The sequence below is a fragment of the Streptomyces sp. NBC_00464 genome, assembly GCF_036013915.1.
In the GTDB taxonomy this organism is placed as follows: Bacteria; Actinomycetota; Actinomycetes; order Streptomycetales; family Streptomycetaceae; genus Streptomyces.
Genome location: NZ_CP107899.1, coordinates 809,691 through 826,751, shown reverse-complemented (window position 1 = coordinate 826,751; position 17,061 = coordinate 809,691). Strand labels below are relative to the sequence as shown.

The following is a 17,061-nucleotide window of genomic DNA, read 5'->3' as shown; positions in this document are numbered from 1 at the left end:
TCGTGGGGGATTGGTACCTACCGGGGTGGCGCTGCTCCTGGGGAAGTGGTCTGGAGCGACCGGGGGTTCAGGGGGCGGTGGCGGACGCCGAGGGCGTCCAGGCGTGCCGTGTGCCGGCCGAGGCGGGACAGGAAGCCGGGCCAGTCGCTGCGACCGCCCGACCAGGCACGGTCCGCGAGGGCGCACAGCCGCGGGTACGTCAGATACTCGATCTGCTCCGGCGTGCTCGCGTACTCGGTCCACAGCTGGGCCTGGGTGCCCAGCACCCGGGCCGCGTCCGCCGCGTCCCAGCCCTCCGGCACCGGCCGGTTGCCGTGGACGGCCCGCAGGCCGACGGGCGGTCCCGGCTGTGCGGCCGGTTCGCCGGGGTCCGCGGACTGGGCGTAGTCGAGGTAGGTGGCCCGGTAGTGCGCGGCGACCACCTGATGGCCGCGGCGGGCTGCCGCCAGTGCGTGGGCCGGGTCGCGCCACGTCATCACCGTGAATTCGGGAGGGAGTTCGGTGCCCGTCTCGGCCCAGCCGACCGGCCGCCTGCCCTGCTCGGCCAGGAAGGACCCGATCCGGCCCATGAACCAGCCGTGCAGCGCCCGGGCGTCGGGCAGCCCCTCGGCGGCGACCCGCGCCAGGGCCGCCGGGCTCGACTCCCACTCGGCGGTCGGGCACTCCTCGCCGCCGATGTGGATGTACGGCGACGGGAAGACGTCCATGACCTCCTCCAGCACCGTCCGGCAGAAGTCGAAGACCTCCTCGTGGACGCCGAACACGGTGTCGCAGACGCCCCAGCGGGTCCACACGTCCAGCCGCCGCGAGGGATCGTTGCCCAGCTCGGGGTGGGCGGCGAGCGCCGCGCGCACATGGCCGGGCATCTCGATCTCGGGCATCACGCGCACCCCGCGCGCCGCCGCGTAACGGACCAGGTCCCGCAGCTCCTGCCTGGTGTACGCCCCCGAGTGCGGAACCCCGTCGTAGCTCTCGTCGCCGAGCCCCGGCGGGCCGGACATCGACTGCCTGCGGTGACCGCCGATCCCGGTCAGCCGGGGGTAGGCGGCGACGGGCATCCGCCAGCCCTGGTCGTCGGTGAGGTGGAGATGGAGCGTGTTGAGCTTGTGCAGCGCCATCAGGTCCACGTACCGGCGCAGATAGGACACCGGCTGGAAGTGCCGGGCCACGTCGAGCATCGACCCGCGCCACGGGTGTGCGGGCACGTCGCTGATCTCGACACAGGGCAGCATCCACGGCGCGTCCCGCTGCGCCGTGCCCGACAGGGCCTCGGACGGCAGTAGTTGACGGATCGTCTGCACTCCGCAGAGCAGACCCGGGAGCCGCGCCGCCCGCAACAGCAGGGCGTCCGGGCTGATGGTGAGTCCGTAGCCCTCCTCGCCGAGCCCGCCCAGCTGTGGATCGAGGGCCAGCACGATGCGGCCGGTGGCGGAGGGCGCGAGGGGCAGCCCGGTGGCGGGGGCGAGCAGGGTGCGCAGCAGGTCGGCGGCGCCCTCCGCGCCGGGGTAGGCCCGGACGCAGGTGTCCTGGTCGAGGGTGAAGCGGCCGGGGCGGGACGAGACCTTGCGGGGGAGGGGCACGAGGGAGTGTTCGGGGCGTGATGCGGGCACGGGGGTGGCCTCCGGGTTCGGATCTCGGGCTTCAGCCCTTGACGGCGCCGGCCGCGAAGCCGGAGGTGACATGGCGCTGGAGCAGCAGGAAGACGACCAGCGCGGGCAGGGCGAAGAGGGTCGAGGCGGCCATGGTGGCGCCCCAGTCGGTGCCGAAGGTGTTCTGGAACGACGACAGCCAGACCGGCAGCGTGCGGCTGTCCTGGTGCTTGATGATCAGGAAGTTGGCGTACGCGAACTCGTTCCACGCGGTGATGAATCCGAACAGCGAGGTCGCCATCAGCCCCGGCGCCAGCAGGGGCAGCGCCACCCGCCGGAACGCGCCGGTCCTGGTGCACCCATCGACCTGCGCCGCCTCCTCCAGCTCCGGCGGAACGGTCGCGATGAAGCCGCGCAGCACCACGATCGAGAACGGCAGGGTGACCATGAAGTAGATGAGCGTGAGCGTCGGCAGCCGGTCCAGCATGTCCGTGTCGCGGGAGATGATGTAGATCGGAATGATCAGCGACTCCCAGGGCGCCATCTGGGCGATGAAGACCATGAGCATGAACTGCCGCCGGCCCTTCCACCGCATCCTGGCCACGGCATACGCCGAGCCGATGGCGACCAGCAGCGCCAGCAGGATCGCGCTGAGCGTCACCAGGATGCTGTTGCGCCAGAACAGCTCGAACCCGTCGGCGTGTACGGCTGTGCGGAAGTGTTCGAGCGTCCAGGTGTGCGGGAAGAGCTTCGGATCGGCGGTCTGGATGTCCCGCGACGGCTTGAACGCGGTCGAGACCATCCAGTAGACGGGGAACAGACAGACCAGGACGGTCAGTACGGCGGCGGCGTTCAGCGGGATCCGCCGGACTCTCGGGTGCAGCAGGGTCATCGGGACTCGTCCTCCTGTCGGAGCATCTGGCGGAAGTAGAGGACGAGCACCCCGGACATCAGGACCACGGTGATCATCGAGGCGGCCGAGCCCAGGTCGTAGCGCTGTCCTGCGAGCGCCTTCTGCACCGCGTACACGGGCAGGATCGTCGTGGCGTCGCCCGGCCCCCCGCGGGTCATCACCCAGATCTGGACGAACGCCTTGAACGTCCAGATCACTTCGAGCGAGAAGACCAGCAGGAAGATGGGGCGGAGCATCGGGAAGGTGACGGAGCGGAAGATCCGGGAGCCGGACGCCCCGTCCAGCCGCGCCGACTCGTACAGCTCCGCGGGGACCGTGGTGAGCGCCGAGTAGACGGTGATCGCCGCGAACGGCACCGACTGCCAGACGATCAGCAGGACGAGGATCGAGAAGGCGGCGGTGCCGTGCGCGAACCACGGATAGCGGTCGAAGGAGGAGAACCCGGCCTCGGTCAGCAGCCGGTTGACGATGCCGAACTCGGAGTGGAACAGCCACTGGAAGACCGTGGTGGCCGCCACCACCGGCATCGCCCACGCCAGCACCAGCGAACTGAGCACCACCGTGCGGCCGAACCGGCCCAGCCGCTCGGTCATCAGCGCGACCAGGGTCGCGATCACCATGATCAGGACCACGTTGACCGCCATGAACAGGAAGGTGCGGCGCACCACCTCCCAGAACCGCGGGTCGGACAGCAGCGTCCGGTAGTTGCGCAGTCCGACGAACTCCGCGTCGCCCATGATCAGCTGGCGCAGCCGGAAGTCCTGCAGCGAGATCAGTACGGCCCGCAGCAGCGGGTAGACCAGCAGATAGAGCATGCCGCCGACGGCGGGTGCGATCAGGACGTACGGCCAGAGGCCGCGCGGTTCCCCGGACCGCCGCCGGCGCGGCGGACCTGCCGTGCCGGTCGCCGGGCGGCGCAGGCTGCTGGGGGGTGCGGTCCGTTCCCGGATGACCGACACGGCACGCCTCCTCTCGATGGTCGGGCGGATGGGCGAAGGGATCAGGAAGCGGTGTTCATGGCCCGGGTGATGTCGGCGGAGGCCTTGGCGGCCTCCTCGGCCGGGTCGCCGCCGGTCAGGACGGCCGCCATGTAGTCCTTGATCGGGTTCTCCGCCTCGACGGCCGCCCAGCCGGGGGTGTTGGGCGTCGCATGCCCGTTGGCCGCACCGGCCGCCATCGCCGCGGCCCCGGGGTCGGCCGCCACCGCGGAGGCGAGCGTCGTCCGGTTCGGTACGTAGCTCATGGCGACGGCCAGCTTCTTCTGCCAGGCGTCACCGGTGAGCTCCTTGATGAAGGTCAGTGCCGCTTCCTGGTGCCCGGCCGCCGTGGGGATGACCAGGTCGGAGCCTCCGGTGAAGACGGCACCCGGGGTGTCCGCGCTCTTGCCCGGGATCGGGAAGAAGCCGAGCTTGCCCTTCAGTTCCGGGTTCTTCTCCATGACGACGTTGGCGCCGCCCGGGGTGGAGATCACCTGGGCCACCTTCCCCTGGGCCATCACATCGGCCTGTGGCGGGGAGTCCTCGTCGGAGTCCTTCGGCCCCTTGCCGAGCGCCTGGAGCTGTTCGTAGAACTCCATCCCGCGCAGCGCCTCGGGAGTGTCCAGCGTGCCCTTCCACTTACCGCCGGACTCGGTGGCGAGGTCGCCGCCCTCGTCCCAGACGAAGCCCGCCAGCGCGTACCACATCTGACCGGGCAGGTAGATGCCCTGCGTGCCACCCTTGTTGAGCTTCCCGGTGGCCTCGGTCCACTGCGCGCGCGTCTTGATGGCGGACGCGTCGACCCCCGCCTTCTCGAACAGGTCGGTGCGGTAGATGACGACACGGTTGGCCGCGTAGTACGGGATGCCGTACTGCTTGCCCTCGTACGCTCCCGGCTCGGCGAGGCCCTTGAGCCAGTCCTTGCCGTTCAGCTCGTCGACCTTGTCGCTCAGGTCGAGCAGGCCGCCGCTCTGTGCGAACTGGGCGACCTGGGTGTTGCCGCTCTCGATCACGTCGGGTGCGTCGTTGCTGGCCAGCGCGGCGGTGATCTTCTCGCCGATGCCGTCCCACTCCTGGATCTGCACCCGGACCCTGATCGTGGGGTGCGCGGCCTCGAAGCCCTTCACGAACTCCTTCTGGAACTCGGCGGAGACGCTGTCGCGCATCAGCCACACATCGATGTCCGTCCGCCCGTCACCGGACGTTCCGGCGGAGTCGGAGGACGAGCTGCAGGCACTGAGAACGGCGGCCATCACGAGCGCGGACCCACCGGCAAGCAAGCGGTACTTCACGGTTCACCTCTGGGGAACAGGACCTGACCACCTGACCAGTGAAGCCCACTGGACAGCTCACCTCTTGATGGTGGATGAAGGTGGCATAGACCAATGAGGTCGTCAACCCCCTTGGCGTATATGGGATTTGTGTGATCTCGCAGAAATGTGGACGGCGATGGTTGCCTCGGGAGCGGTTACACTTCCCTTGACCAGTGGCCCAGTTGGGGCGACTGGTCGCTCAACTGGTAAGTGATGGACAGGTCGGGAGGGTGCAGCGCATGGACGCCGACGCATCGGGAACGGTGCTCAAACGGGAACGGGCCCGCGACGCCGTGCTGGAGCTGATCGAGTCGCGCAGTCCGGGCGACGCCATCCCTTCGGAGCGCGCGCTGTGCGCCACGCTCGGCGTCTCCCGGCCCACCCTGCGCGCCGCGATCGACGAGCTGGTGGCCGTCGGGCTCCTGGTGCGCGAACACGGCCGCGGCATGTTCGTCGCACCCGCGAAGATCACCCAGGAGCTCGTCTCGGCCGACCTCGCCCTGAGGGTCCCGCAGGCGGCGGGAGCCTGGTCGAGCCGACTGCTGGAGTTCACCACCCTCCAGGCGGGAGCCCGCGTCGGCCGCAAACTGCGCATGTCGCCCGCGGCGGAGATCGTGTACGTGGCCCGGCTGCGGCTGGTCGACGGCGCCCCGATGGCCATCGAGCACCTGCACATCAGGGCCGCGCTGGTACCCGGTCTGACCGCCCAGGAGCTGGAGAGCGGTGACCTGTACGAGCATCTGCGCGAGCGCCACGACGTGCACGTCCACGAAGCGGTCCAGGCCATCGAGCCCACCGTCGTGACCCGGGCCGAGGCCCGGCTCCTGGACGTACCGGAGCTCTCCCCGGCCCTTCTCTTCGAGCGGCTGACCTCGGACACCACAGGTCGCCCCGTGGAGTACGTGCACTCGCTCTACCGGGGTGACCGCTACCGGATCGTCTCCCGCCTGGCCCTCGGCCCGGCGGCCGCCGTCGAACCCGTGGAGGGCGGACACCACCCGGGGATCCCGCCGGGGGACTTCGCCCAGGGGGACCCGATCACGTCGTCCACCCGCGGCGACATCCAGTCCGGCGACTGACCCGGTGCCACCCCATCCCTTGTTGTTGCGCCCTGTGCAATGGCCGGTGCGTCTCTTGCGCGGGCCAACGGGGAAGGCCACTGTGGCTGACACATCCGACGCCATCGACCCCACGAGGTGCCTCGCATGACTCCCCCCACCAGTCGCCGCACCGTTCTCGGAGCACTCCTGGCGGGCGGCGCCCTTGCCGCCGCCCCCGGGGTTCCCCGCAGCGAACACCGCCCCGGCCCGGCGCACCGCCCCACGAAGCACGGGGCGCGCCGGACCGGGACGCTCTTCCTGGGCACGTACACCTCGACCACTCCGGGAGGCACCGGCATCGGCGTCGCCTCGTACGACACGGCAACGGGCGGCATCGCCTCCCGCACCGTCGTCACCGGCGTCGAGAACCCCTCGTACCTCGCGCTGCACCCCACCGGCAGCACGCTCTACGCCGTCGACGAGCAGGACAACGGCGGCGTCACGGCCGTGACGCTCGCCGAGGACGGCACGTTCCGGGTGCTGGGGACGCAGCCCACCGGTGGCGCCGGCCCCTGCCACCTCTCGGTCCACCCGGGCGGGCAGTGGCTGCTCAGCGCCAACTACACCTCCGGCAGCGTCGCCGTGCACCCCCTCGCCGCCGACGGATCGGTGGGGGAGCGCACCGACCTGGTCGCCCACACCACGCCGCCGCCCGGACCGGGCCAGGACGGCCCGCACGCCCACCAGATCGTCACCGCCCCCGACGGCGGCCACATCCTCGCTGTCGACCTCGGCAACGACACGGTGTACACGTACCGGCTCGACGAGGACCACGGCACCCTGGAGCAGCTCTCGTACGCCGCACTGCCCCCGGGCGCAGGCCCGCGCCACCTCACCTTCCATCCGGACGGCCGCCACGCCTACCTCGCGTGCGAGCTCGACAACACGGTCGTCGTGTGCGGATACGACCCCGCCACCGGCACCCTGACCCCCGGCACCCCGCAGCCCACCGGAACGGGCGAGGGCACCAGCTACCCCGCCCAGTTCCTGGTCACCGGCGACGGCCGCTTCGCCTACCTCGCCAACCGGGGGCACAACAGCCTCACCCGTTACGCCGTCGAGGACGGCGGGGCGACGCTGAGGCTGCTCGACACGGTGCCGGTGGGCGGCGACTTCCCCCGGCACACCGCCTTCTCCCCGGACGGAGCCCTGCTCTTCGCCGCCAACCAGCGGTCCGGCACGGTCACCGCCTTCCGGGTCGATCGGGACACCGGCGCCCTGAGCCCGTCCGGGACCCCGTTCCCCGCCCCGGCCGCGGTCTGCGTGCTGCCGCTGTAGACCGCGAGCGGGTTAGGGTCGTGCCCGAGCCGCGGGTCGCCCCGGACGCGGTGGGACGCATGAGGGAGACACAGTGCGCTTGAGAGTGGAGTTCACCACCGAGCCCTTCGATCTCGACGAGGCACCGGCCCACGCGGTCGTGGCCCGCGAGGTCATCCAGTCGGCCGAACTGGACGCGGTCGACGTCGGCCCCTTCGGCAACACGGCGGAGGGCGGCGCCGACGAGGTGCTCACGGCGGTGGACTCCCTCCTGCACCAGGCGCTGGCATCGGGTGCCACTCGGGTCTCGCTCCAGGTCAACGTCATCGGGGAGGACCCGAAGTGACCGGCCCCGCGGACCACCCCCTCGTCACCGCCGTCAAGCCGCTCGTCGACGCCATGGGCGCCGAACTGCTCGGACCCGAGCAGGCGCAGGCCGACGACGTCGTTCTGGCCTGGGAGGGCGTCGACGTCGTAGCCGTCCGGCTGCCACAGCTCTCCGACTCGCTGGACCACATCCTGGCCGCGATGGAGCGCCGGCACGGCAGACCGCTCGCCGAACTGGACCGCAGGACCAAGCAGGAGGTCGTACGGACTCTGGAGGCACGCGGTGCCTTCTCGGTGCGGCACGGTGTCGAGACGGTGGCGGGGGCCCTGGGGGTCAGCCGCTTCACCGTCTACAACTACCTGAACAGGGAAAACGCTTCCAAGGGTGACTAGTTGAGCCGCCAGGCAGATGTAAACGGCACATGAACGTGCGGGCCGTCGTCCGGATCACCGGGCGACGGCTTTTTACATGAACGGAATTTCAACAAAGTGTTGACGTGGTGTTGTGGAGGGCGTTAGCTATCCGCAGCCCGACCGACGCACAGCGAAAAACAGCCACGGAGGCTCCCGTGACTTCGAGCACCACACCGGGCCTCGCCCGGTTCAACACCCTGGCGGACGACGAGGCGGCCACCGCGCTGCACGAGGTCTGTGCCAGTGCGGCCTGGGGGAGAGCGATCCTCTCCCGTCGCCCGTACGCCACCGCCGACGCCCTGTTCTCCGCGAGCGACACCGCCACGGCGGCACTCGGCGCGCAGGACCTGGCCGACGCCATGGCCGGTCACCCGCCGATCGGCCGCCCGAAGCCCGGGGACCCGACCTCCTCCCGTGAACAGCGGGGGATGGCCGGCGCCACCGAGGAGCTCAAGGCCGAGATGCTCGAACTCAACCTGGCCTACCAGGAACGGTTCGGACATGTCTTCCTGATCTGCGCCACCGGAGCCACCGGTGAGCAGATGCGCGACGCGGTGAGGGCCCGGACCGGGAACACGCCCGAGCAGGAACGCGCCATCGTGCGCACCGAACTGGGCAAGATCAACCGCATCCGCCTCACCCGTCTCGTCACGGACGACTCGTAAGAGCTCGTAACAGAAGGAGAGTGAAGGTCTTGAGCACCTTCGCCACCGCATCGGTGTCCACCCACATCCTGGACACCAGCATCGGCCGCCCCGCCGAGGCCGTCCCCGTCTCGCTCGCCGCCCGCACGGGCAGCGACGCGCAGTGGGTGGCGCTCGGCGGATCCGCGACCGATGCGGACGGGCGCTGCAAGGACCTGCCGGCCCTGCCGGAAGGGACCACCCACGTACGGCTCGACTTCGAGACCGAGCCGTACTTCACCGCCAAGAAGCAAGCCGAGGCGCAGCAGGACGCCCCCCGCGTAAGGGACAGCGGTGCGTTCTTCCCCGAGGTGGCGATCACGTTCGCCGTCACCCCGGGCGAGCACTATCACGTACCGCTGCTGCTCAACCCGTTCGGCTACTCCGTATACCGAGGGAGCTAGCAGACACATGCCCACGATTCTCGGCCAGAACCAGTACGGCAAAGCAGAGAACCGCGTCGTCAGGATCACGCGGGACGGCGACACCCACCACATCAAGGACCTGAACGTCTCCGTGGCCCTCTCCGGCGACATGGACGACGTTCACTACTCCGGCTCCAACGCGAACGTCCTGCCCACGGACACCACCAAGAACACGGTGTTCGCTTTCGCCAAGGAACACGGCATCGAGTCCGCCGAGCAGTTCGGCATCCACCTCGCCCGGCACTTCGTGACGTCGCAGGAGCCGATCAAGGTCGCCCGCATCCGGATCCAGGAGTACACCTGGGAGCGGATCGCCACCTCGGACAACAGCTCCCGGTTCATCGGATCGGACGAGGTCAACCACTCCTTCGCCCGCAAGGGCCAGGAACTGCGCACCACGCAGATCACCTTCGACGGCGAGAAGTGGGAGATCATCTCCGGTCTCAAGGACCTCACGGTGATGAACTCCACCAACTCGGAGTTCTGGGGCTACGTCAAGGACAGGTACACGACGCTCAAGGAGGCGTACGACCGCATCCTGTGCACCGACGTCGCCGCCGCCTGGCGCTACAACTGGACCAGCGACGCCGACCGGATGCCCAACTGGGAGAAGTCGTACGAGCAGGCCAAGAAGCACATCCTGCAGGCCTTCGCCGAGACGTACTCCCTCTCGCTCCAGCAGACCCTCTACCAGATGGGTTCGCGGGTCATCAACAGCCGCAGCGAGATCGACGAGATCCGCTTCTCGCTGCCGAACAACCATCACTTCCTGGTGGACCTGGAGCCGTTCGGCCTCAAGAACGACAACGAGGTCTACTTCGCGGCCGACCGTCCGTACGGGCTCATCGAGGCCACCGTGCTGCGGGACGGCGTCGAGCCGCAGATCCCGGTCGACATGACCAACCTCTGACGCGGCGCCGCGCCGGTTCCCGCCCCCTCCACGGCGGACGGGGACCGGCCGGGCCAACATGTCCACACCATCTCGGCACCCACAGCCGCACCGCTGTGGCACTCAAATCCTCCTGGGGTCCTGCCGTGCCCGCATCGCTGATGAGAGAAGGAAGCACCATGGCAGCACCGGCAGCGTCCGACCGAGTGGAACGCATCGTCATCGAGAACTGCTCGATCGCGACCGTCGACGCCGACGACACCGAGTACGCCTCGGGTCATGTCGTCGTCGCGGGCAACCGCATCGAGTCCGTCGGCGCCGGCCGGGCTCCGGAGGGCCTGGACAACGTCGTACGCCGGATCGACGGCACCGGGCACCTCGTCACGCCCGGTCTGATCAACACGCACCACCACTTCTACCAGTGGATCACCCGCGGCCTGGCCACCGACCACAACCTCTTCGAGTGGCTGGTCGCGCTGTATCCGACCTGGGCGCGCATCGACGAGCCGATGGCCCGCACCGCCGCACAGGGTTCGCTCGCCATGATGGCCCGCGGCGGCGTCACCACCGCCATGGACCACCATTACGTCTACCCGAAGGGCTCCGGCGACCTGTCCGGCGCGATCATCGGCGCCGCCCGCGACATGGGCGTACGGTTCACCCTCGCCCGCGGCTCCATGGACCGCAGCGAGAAGGACGGCGGACTGCCGCCGGACTTCGCCGTGGAGAGCCTCGAAGGCGCACTCGCCGCCACCGAGGCGACCATCGACGCGCACCACGACGCCGCCTTCGACGCGATGACCCAGATCGCTGTCGCGCCCTGCTCGCCGTTCTCCGTGTCGACCGAACTGATGCGACAGGGCGCTGAGTTGGCGCGACGACGCGGAGTGCGGCTGCACACCCACGGCTCGGAGACCGTGGAGGAGGAGAAGTTCTGCCACGAACTGTTCGGCATGGGCCCGACCGACTACTTCGAGTCGACCGGCTGGCTCGGTGACGACGTGTGGATGGCGCACTGCGTCCACATGAACGACTCCGACATCGCCGCCTTCGCCCGCACCGGCACCGGCGTCGCGCACTGCCCGTCCTCCAACGCCCGCCTTGCCGCGGGCATCGCCCGGGTCCCGGACATGCTGGCCGCCGGCGTCCCGGTCGGCCTCGGCGTCGACGGCACCGCGTCCAACGAGTCCGGCGAACTGCACACCGAACTGCGCAACGCCCTCCTCATCAACCGCCTCGGCCCGCACCGCGAAAGCGCCCTGAATGCCCGTCAGGCCCTGCGCCTGGGTACGTACGGCGGCGCCCAGGTCCTCGGCCGCGCGGACCAGATCGGCTCCCTGGAGCCCGGCAAACTCGCCGACCTCGTGCTCTGGAAGCTGGACACGCTCGCCCACGCCTCCATCGCCGACCCGGTGACCGCCCTGGTCTTCGGCGCCGCCGCCCCCGTCACCCTCTCGCTGGTCAACGGCAAGCCGGTCGTCGAGTCCAACCACCTCATCACCGTGGACGAGGACGCCATCGCCCGCGCCACCCGCGACGAGGCCCGCCGCCTCGCGCAGATCGCCGCAGGGGCCTGAGAGGCCGCCGGCCCGGCACCCCCGATACCGGCCGGCCGAGGGGGACGGCCCTCGACCGGCCGCCGTGGACCCGAGCGGGGTCCACGGCAACCGGTGCGGGAGGCGCGTACCCAGACGTACGCGCCTCCCGCACCGGGGAACCGAGCTGCCCGCACCAGCTGCACGACCGTCCCACCTGCACCAACGCACCACACGGGGCCCCGTCCGGCGGACACTTCAGGCACATGTCCCGGCGACCGGGTCCCGGCACCACCTCCCTGATACCCACGTCGCCGCAGACGTGTACCCGACCGGAGGAACCGCCGTGGCAGCTACGCCCAGGTTTCGCAACGACGCAAGTGCAGCCCCCGACCCCGACGGTGAGCCGGCAACGGCCCCGTCCGACCGGAAACATCCGGTCGACGAGACGCTCCCCCCACTGAAGATGTTCACCAGCGGCCTCCAGCACGTGGCCGCGATGTACGCGGGCGTGGTGGCCCCGCCCATGATCGTGGGACCCGCTGTGGGCCTCACCGCCAAGGAGACCGCCTTCCTGATGGGGGCGAGCCTGTTCACCGCGGGGATAGCCACCCTGCTCCAGACGCTCGGCTTCTGGCGAATAGGCGCCCGGCTGCCGTTCGTCAACGGCGTCTCGTTCGCCGGGGTGACGCCGATGGTGGCGATCGGCAAGGACCGCGGCGATGACGGCATCGCCGTGATCTTCGGCGCGATCATCGTCGCGAGCCTCCTCGGGTTCGTCCTCGCCCCCTATTTCGGCAAACTGGTCCGCTTCTTCCCGCCCGTTGTCACCGGCACGGTCATCACCCTGATCGGGATCTCGCTGCTGCCGGTCGCCTTCAACTGGTCCCAGGGCGGCAACGCCACCGCTGACGACTACGGTTCGACCACCAACATCACGATGGCGGCGGTCACCCTGGTGATCGTCCTCGCCCTGCGGAAGCTGTTGCGCGGCTTCCTCCAGCAGATCGCGATCCTGCTCGGACTCGTCATCGGCACGCTCATCGCGATCCCGGTCGGCATCACCGACTTCGGCGCCATCAAGGATGCCGACGTCGTCGGCTTCCCCACCCCGTTCCACTTCGGGGCGCCGCAGTTCGAGATCGCCGCGATCGTCTCGATGTGCATCGTGATGCTGGTCTGCATGACCGAGTCCACCGCGGACATGCTGGCCCTCGGCAAGATCGTCGGCCGGCCCGCCGACGAGCGGACCATCGAGGGCGGTCTGCGCGCCGACACCCTGGGCAGCGCCATCAGCCCGCTGTTCAACGGCTTCATGTGCAGCGCCTTCGCGCAGAACATCGGGCTGGTCGCGATGACGAAGGTCCGCAGCCGCTTTGTCGTCGCCGCGGGCGGCGGCATCCTCATCCTGCTCGGCCTGTGTCCGGTGGCCGCGTCCGTCATCGCGCTGGTGCCGCTGCCGGTGCTGGGCGGCGCGGGCATCGTGCTCTTCGGCTCGGTTGCCGCGAGCGGTATCCAGACACTGGCCACCGCCGCGCTGGAGAAGGGCGAGAACGCGCTGATCGTGGCCGCGGCCGTCGGCATCGGGCTGATCCCGATCGCGGCGCCGGAGTTCTACCACGCCTTCCCGAAGGATCTGCTCGTCGTCCTCGACTCGGGGATCTCGACCGGATGCGTCGTGGCGATCGTCCTCAACCTGGCCTTCAACCACCTGGGCCGGAAGTCGGACGCGGGGGACGAACCGGAGTATCAGGAACACGATTCGGTCAACGCGGCGCCGGTGGCCGTGCACTGACGCTACGTCATGACGCTGTGGCGCGTACGGTCTCGTCCCGCGAGGGCGACCGTACGCGCCACAGCGCGTTTCCTGCCCGGGTGCGTCAGCCGATGTGGAAGCTGTCGCCGTACACCTTCCAGTCGAGCGGCGGGTCCAGGTTCAGATTGCCTTCGTTCAGGAAGACCCGCTGAGCCGTGTCCACCCGGCTGGTGTCCGAGTGGGCCTCCTCCTGCTGCATGGCCCAGACCCGCGCGTCCAGGAAGGCGTTGAGGTAGGTGACCTCGTCGCCGCCCTGGGCCGGCGGCTTCGCCTTGGCGAGGGCGCGCTTGCGAATGGAACCGAAGCTCGTGCTGTCGCCGCCGTCGCCGTGCATCACGATGGCGTCGTAGTACGCGAACTGGCCGAGCGTGCCCAGTCCGTCGCTCTTGCCCCGGCTCACCGCCGGGTCGAAGTACACCCGGTCGCGCTCGTCGTTCTGGGCCTGCTGGAACGCCGGATCCTGGGCCGCCGACTCCCAGGCCTCGCTGAAGCCGGGGTCGAGGCCCTCGTGCGAATCGGTGCCGTCCACCTCGCGCAGGGCCGGCAGGTACTCCGCGAGCGGATTGCCCGGATCCCGCTCGGTGTAGAGCTCCACGAGGTCGAGCATGTCGCCGGTGCCGGAGCAGAAGCCGATGATGCCCGCCGTGTAGCCGCGGCCGTCGTCGATGTCCTCGATGTAGCCGTACTGCGCCTTCCAGTCCAGTGAGGAGTTCTCCGCGCTGGAGACCAGTTGCATGGCGATGTCCTTCTTTGCCGGATCGTCGAGCCCGGTCGCGGCCGCCTCCTGTTGGTGAACCGCCGTGGGGGCGGAGTCGGTGCCGGCGAAGGCCGTTGCGGGGATCGCCGTGAGGGTCAGGCCGAGCGCGACGAGTGCGACGCGCACGGATCGGTTGTTGCGACGTGCGGTGCGCTTGTGGGGAGCGTGCACCAGTCCTCCAAGGGAGTTCGTCGTTCCGATGGTTCTGTTAGGAAGCTTTCCTATCAGAGTCGAACGGCGGTCGTACACCCCTTCGACGTCGGCGAGTTGGGCGAGCCCCGGAAACGCGAAGGCCCCGCACCGGCCGCCGGAGCGGTCGGTGCGGGGCGGCGGAAATCCGGCTCAGCAGTCCAGGTAGGCCACGTGGATCCAGACACCGGTGGGGCCGCCCCACAGGTCACCCATCACCCAACTGCCCTCCTGGCCACGGGCGTCGAGATTCTGGCCCCGGTTCACCTGGCCCAGCACGGGGTAGTCCGTCCCCGGACCGCCGCGGAAGTTCACCCCGTTGTCGTTGACCGTGCAGACCTGGGCCGGCGCTGCCTTGACGCTGTGTGCGGCGACCGCGCTCGGGGCGGCCTGGGCGGCGGGCGATACGGCCAGTCCCAGACCGGCGGTCAGCATGGCCGCGGCCAGCAGAATCTTCTTCATCATGTCGCAAGCTCCTCGATGATCCGGCCCACGAAGCGTGTGCCGTCCGCCCGCCTCAACGGGCCGGCAGGTGCCCCGGACACGGCCGGGGGCCGAGGGTCCCCCGGAAGTGAAAGCGCAGGTCACGTGTGGTGCGCACCGGCGCACACGGAACCTGCGGTCAACGCCTCGCGCGCCTGTCGATCATGGGTTTACGAGCCGGCCGGATCCTTGATCAGATAGCTGTCGTCGTACACCTTCCACCGCAGAGGTGTCTCCAGATCGAACCTGCCCTGGCGTACGAACACCCGCTGGGCCGTCTCGACCCGACTGGTGTCGGTGTGCGAGGGCTCCTTGCGGATCGCCGCGACCCGGGCGTCGAGGAAGTCGTCGAGGTATGTCTCCTCGTCGCCGCCCTGGGCGGGGGACGGGTCCTCGGCGAGCGCCTCGCGGCGCATCGTACGGAAACCGACGGTGCCCTCCGTGTCACCGGCCCCGTGCATCACATAGGCGTCGTAGTAGATGAACTGGCCCAGCGCGCCCAGCCCGTCCTTCTTCGCCTGTTCGACCGCGGGGTCGAAGTACGACCGGTCCCGCTCGGTGTCCTGGGCCGAGCGGAACGCCGCGTCACCGGCGGCCTCGGCCCACGCCTCGGTGAACGGACGGCCGAGTCCCGTGTGCGCGTCGGTCCCCTGGACCGCCCGCAGGGCGGGCAGGAACCGCTCCAGCGAATTCCCCGGCCTGGCCTTCGCGTACCGCTCCACCACGCTCAGCATGTCGCCGGTGCCGGAGCAGAAGCCGATGATGCCCGCCGTGTAGCCGCGTCCGTCGCCGATGTCCTGGATGTACGAGTACTGGGCCCTCCAGTCCAGGGTCGAGTTCTCCGCGCTGGAGACCAGCTGCATGGCGATGTCCTTCTTCGCCGGATCGTCGAGCCCGGCACCGGCGGCCCCCTTGCCGGCGGAGGCGCCGGACCCCGCCCCCGTACAGCCGGACAGCACGGCGACGGCCAGGACGAGAGCGGCGAGGGGGCTGACCAGGGCACGCGGGGTGGGCTTCACCTCTCAAGCCTGCCAGGCCGCGGGAGTGATCTTCCCTCATTCGGCTGTAGCGTCATGGGTATGGATGATCAGTCTGTTGTGGATGTCGGCGACGTACGTCTGGCGTACCGGACCTGGGGCGACCCGTTCGGCTCGCCCGTCGTGCTGCTGCACGGCCTCGGCGATTCCGCCGCGAGCTGGGAGGCGGCCGGGAGTCTGCTCGGTCAGGAATGGCGGGTGTACGCCCTCGACCTGCGCGGTCACGGCGAGAGCGACTGGCCCGACGAGTACGACTTCGAGCTGATGCTCGACGACCTCTTCGGCTTCCTCGACGCGTGCGAGCTCGACCGGGTCGGCCTGGTCGGCCACGGCATGGGCGGCGTCGTCGCCCATCTGTTCGCGCAGACGCACGCGGACCGGGTGGAGCGGCTGGTGCTGGTGGAGACCCCGCCGCCGTTCCCGGGAGCGGCGGGCCCCGACGTGTCGCCCGACGGGCCGGTCGACTACGACGAGGCCGTGCTCGCGGCCGTACGGAACCAGCTGGCCGACCCCGACCCGGCGTGGGAGGAGGGCCTCGGTGAGATCGTCGCCCCGACGCTCATGCTCGCCGGCGGCCCGGCCAGCACCATGCCGCAGGGGCGGTTGCAGGACATGGCCACGCTGATCCCGGACTGTCATCTGATCACCCTCGGCGGCGGCCACCGCGTGCACCAGGTCCACGCCGATCAGGTGGCCCAGCAGATCACGGAGTTCTTCACCAGCTGACGGCCGCAACGGGAGGGCTCAGCCCGCCGGCTGCCAGTCCGGGCGCCGGCCGCTGCGGGCGACCGCCCGGTCCAGCAGAGGTGCATCGTCCGCGACCGGGACCGGCGGGCCGAACGGGGAGCCGGCCGGCGGGGCGTCGCCCAGGTCGGCCAGCAGCGCCAGCGTGTTGCGCAGATGCGCCTCCTCGGCCCCGTACGGCTGCCCGGTCGACCGCGCCAGGTCCCAGCCGTGCAGCACCAACTCGTTGAGCGCGACCATGCCGGCCACCTCGCCCGGCAGGTCCACGCTGCCCGCCCGGGTCATGCCCTGCCAGGCGTCGGGGGCGCGCCAGGCCGCCACCATCTCGTCGAGTGCCGCGGGCAGCGTGGAGCGCCAGCCGTCCGCCAGCACCCCGGACTCCACCGAGGGTGCCGTGTCGGTCGTCGCTCCCAGCTCCTTGCGCGCGGCATCGCGAAACGCCACCGCCAGCCCTTCGACGTGGGCGAGCAGGGCGCCCACCGTGACATCGGGGCACGGGGTGGGCGCGGTCAGGCGGCTGTCGTCGATGGCGTCGAGGGTCCCGGCGATCTGCCGGGCCGCGGGTTCGAGGTCGAGGAGGGGCGCGGAGTTCGTCTTCGTGTCCATAGGTGTG

18 protein-coding genes are annotated in these 17,061 nt (G+C 70.1%); 10 read left to right on the top strand and 8 right to left on the bottom strand.

The window, feature by feature from the left end:
- Window positions 1–17: 17 nt before the first annotated feature.
- Genes OG912_RS03550 through OG912_RS03535 form a run of 4 tightly spaced genes read right to left on the bottom strand, consistent with a single transcriptional unit; the run spans window position 18 to window position 4,771 of the window.
- Window positions 18–1,610, bottom strand: a complete 1,593-nt coding sequence (locus tag OG912_RS03550) for a beta-N-acetylhexosaminidase (protein WP_327708126.1) — start codon at window positions 1,608–1,610, stop codon at window positions 18–20.
- Between the two features lie 31 nt (window positions 1,611–1,641).
- A complete protein-coding gene (locus OG912_RS03545) occupies window positions 1,642–2,481 on the bottom strand; it encodes a carbohydrate ABC transporter permease (protein ID WP_327708125.1) in 840 nt (279 codons plus the stop codon).
- Window positions 2,478–3,461, bottom strand: coding sequence for a carbohydrate ABC transporter permease (locus tag OG912_RS03540; RefSeq protein WP_327708124.1), 984 nt, complete (start codon window positions 3,459–3,461; stop codon window positions 2,478–2,480). The genes OG912_RS03545 and OG912_RS03540 overlap by 4 nt, the downstream gene beginning before the upstream one ends.
- A gap of 41 nt (window positions 3,462–3,502) precedes the next feature.
- Window positions 3,503–4,771, bottom strand: coding sequence for an extracellular solute-binding protein (locus OG912_RS03535; protein WP_327708123.1), 1,269 nt, complete (start codon window positions 4,769–4,771; stop codon window positions 3,503–3,505).
- A 260-nt stretch (window positions 4,772–5,031) separates the two neighbouring features.
- Here OG912_RS03535 and OG912_RS03530 point away from each other — a divergent pair, with 260 nt between their 5' ends.
- The 9 genes from OG912_RS03530 to OG912_RS03490 all read left to right on the top strand — a co-directional run bounded on the left by OG912_RS03530 (window position 5,032) and on the right by OG912_RS03490 (window position 13,217).
- The gene (locus tag OG912_RS03530; protein WP_326739710.1) at window positions 5,032–5,871 is read left to right on the top strand and encodes a GntR family transcriptional regulator; all 840 of its coding nucleotides are present in this window, start codon (window positions 5,032–5,034) and stop codon (window positions 5,869–5,871) included.
- A 126-nt stretch (window positions 5,872–5,997) separates the two neighbouring features.
- Complete coding sequence (locus tag OG912_RS03525) at window positions 5,998–7,170, top strand: lactonase family protein (RefSeq protein ID WP_327708122.1); 1,173 nt, start codon at window positions 5,998–6,000, stop codon at window positions 7,168–7,170.
- 85 nt (window positions 7,171–7,255) lie between these two features.
- Window positions 7,256–7,495, top strand: a complete 240-nt coding sequence (locus OG912_RS03520; RefSeq protein WP_327708121.1) for a hypothetical protein — start codon at window positions 7,256–7,258, stop codon at window positions 7,493–7,495.
- Window positions 7,492–7,869 carry a helix-turn-helix domain-containing protein gene (locus OG912_RS03515; RefSeq protein WP_327708120.1) on the top strand — a complete coding sequence of 126 codons (378 nt, stop codon included), beginning with the start codon at window positions 7,492–7,494 and terminating at the stop codon, window positions 7,867–7,869. The genes OG912_RS03520 and OG912_RS03515 overlap by 4 nt, the downstream gene beginning before the upstream one ends.
- A gap of 176 nt (window positions 7,870–8,045) precedes the next feature.
- Window positions 8,046–8,555 carry a 2-oxo-4-hydroxy-4-carboxy-5-ureidoimidazoline decarboxylase gene (uraD, locus tag OG912_RS03510; protein WP_327708119.1) on the top strand — a complete coding sequence of 170 codons (510 nt, stop codon included), beginning with the start codon at window positions 8,046–8,048 and terminating at the stop codon, window positions 8,553–8,555.
- Window positions 8,556–8,584: 29 nt separating this feature from the next.
- Window positions 8,585–8,977 carry a hydroxyisourate hydrolase gene (gene uraH, locus OG912_RS03505; protein WP_327708118.1) on the top strand — a complete coding sequence of 131 codons (393 nt, stop codon included), beginning with the start codon at window positions 8,585–8,587 and terminating at the stop codon, window positions 8,975–8,977.
- 7 nt (window positions 8,978–8,984) lie between these two features.
- Window positions 8,985–9,908, top strand: a complete 924-nt coding sequence (pucL, locus tag OG912_RS03500; RefSeq protein ID WP_326739715.1) for a factor-independent urate hydroxylase — start codon at window positions 8,985–8,987, stop codon at window positions 9,906–9,908.
- A gap of 158 nt (window positions 9,909–10,066) precedes the next feature.
- On the top strand, window positions 10,067–11,464 hold the full coding sequence (locus tag OG912_RS03495; RefSeq protein WP_327708117.1) for an 8-oxoguanine deaminase: 1,398 nt from the start codon (window positions 10,067–10,069) through the stop codon (window positions 11,462–11,464).
- A 304-nt stretch (window positions 11,465–11,768) separates the two neighbouring features.
- A complete protein-coding gene (locus OG912_RS03490; protein ID WP_327708116.1) occupies window positions 11,769–13,217 on the top strand; it encodes a nucleobase:cation symporter-2 family protein in 1,449 nt (482 codons plus the stop codon).
- A gap of 85 nt (window positions 13,218–13,302) precedes the next feature.
- Here OG912_RS03490 and OG912_RS03485 read toward each other — a convergent pair whose 3' ends face one another.
- The 3 genes from OG912_RS03485 to OG912_RS03475 all read right to left on the bottom strand — a co-directional run bounded on the left by OG912_RS03485 (window position 13,303) and on the right by OG912_RS03475 (window position 15,686).
- On the bottom strand, window positions 13,303–14,166 hold the full coding sequence (locus OG912_RS03485) for a chitosanase (protein ID WP_327708115.1): 864 nt from the start codon (window positions 14,164–14,166) through the stop codon (window positions 13,303–13,305).
- A gap of 171 nt (window positions 14,167–14,337) precedes the next feature.
- Window positions 14,338–14,649, bottom strand: coding sequence for an SH3 domain-containing protein (locus OG912_RS03480; protein ID WP_327708114.1), 312 nt, complete (start codon window positions 14,647–14,649; stop codon window positions 14,338–14,340).
- 188 nt (window positions 14,650–14,837) lie between these two features.
- Window positions 14,838–15,686 carry a chitosanase gene (locus OG912_RS03475; RefSeq protein WP_327708113.1) on the bottom strand — a complete coding sequence of 283 codons (849 nt, stop codon included), beginning with the start codon at window positions 15,684–15,686 and terminating at the stop codon, window positions 14,838–14,840.
- A 60-nt stretch (window positions 15,687–15,746) separates the two neighbouring features.
- Between OG912_RS03475 and OG912_RS03470 the strand changes: the two genes are divergently transcribed.
- On the top strand, window positions 15,747–16,430 hold the full coding sequence (locus OG912_RS03470; protein WP_327708112.1) for an alpha/beta fold hydrolase: 684 nt from the start codon (window positions 15,747–15,749) through the stop codon (window positions 16,428–16,430).
- An 18-nt stretch (window positions 16,431–16,448) separates the two neighbouring features.
- Here OG912_RS03470 and OG912_RS03465 read toward each other — a convergent pair whose 3' ends face one another.
- A complete protein-coding gene (locus tag OG912_RS03465; RefSeq protein WP_327708111.1) occupies window positions 16,449–17,054 on the bottom strand; it encodes a TIGR03086 family metal-binding protein in 606 nt (201 codons plus the stop codon).
- Window positions 17,055–17,061: the final 7 nt, after the last annotated feature.

Excerpts from the sequence above, each read along its gene's own strand:
- OG912_RS03530 (WP_326739710.1), top strand. The coding sequence starts at position 5,032 with ATGGACGCCGACGCATCGGGAACGGTGCTCAAACGGGAACGGGCCCGC.
- OG912_RS03545 (WP_327708125.1), bottom strand. The coding sequence starts at position 2,481 with ATGACCCTGCTGCACCCGAGAGTCCGGCGGATCCCGCTGAACGCCGCC.
- OG912_RS03480 (WP_327708114.1), bottom strand. The coding sequence starts at position 14,649 with ATGATGAAGAAGATTCTGCTGGCCGCGGCCATGCTGACCGCCGGTCTG.
- OG912_RS03465 (WP_327708111.1), bottom strand. The coding sequence starts at position 17,054 with ATGGACACGAAGACGAACTCCGCGCCCCTCCTCGACCTCGAACCCGCG.
- OG912_RS03525 (WP_327708122.1), top strand. The coding sequence starts at position 5,998 with ATGACTCCCCCCACCAGTCGCCGCACCGTTCTCGGAGCACTCCTGGCG.
- OG912_RS03495 (WP_327708117.1), top strand. The coding sequence starts at position 10,067 with ATGGCAGCACCGGCAGCGTCCGACCGAGTGGAACGCATCGTCATCGAG.
- pucL (WP_326739715.1), top strand. The coding sequence starts at position 8,985 with ATGCCCACGATTCTCGGCCAGAACCAGTACGGCAAAGCAGAGAACCGC.
- OG912_RS03470 (WP_327708112.1), top strand. The coding sequence starts at position 15,747 with ATGGATGATCAGTCTGTTGTGGATGTCGGCGACGTACGTCTGGCGTAC.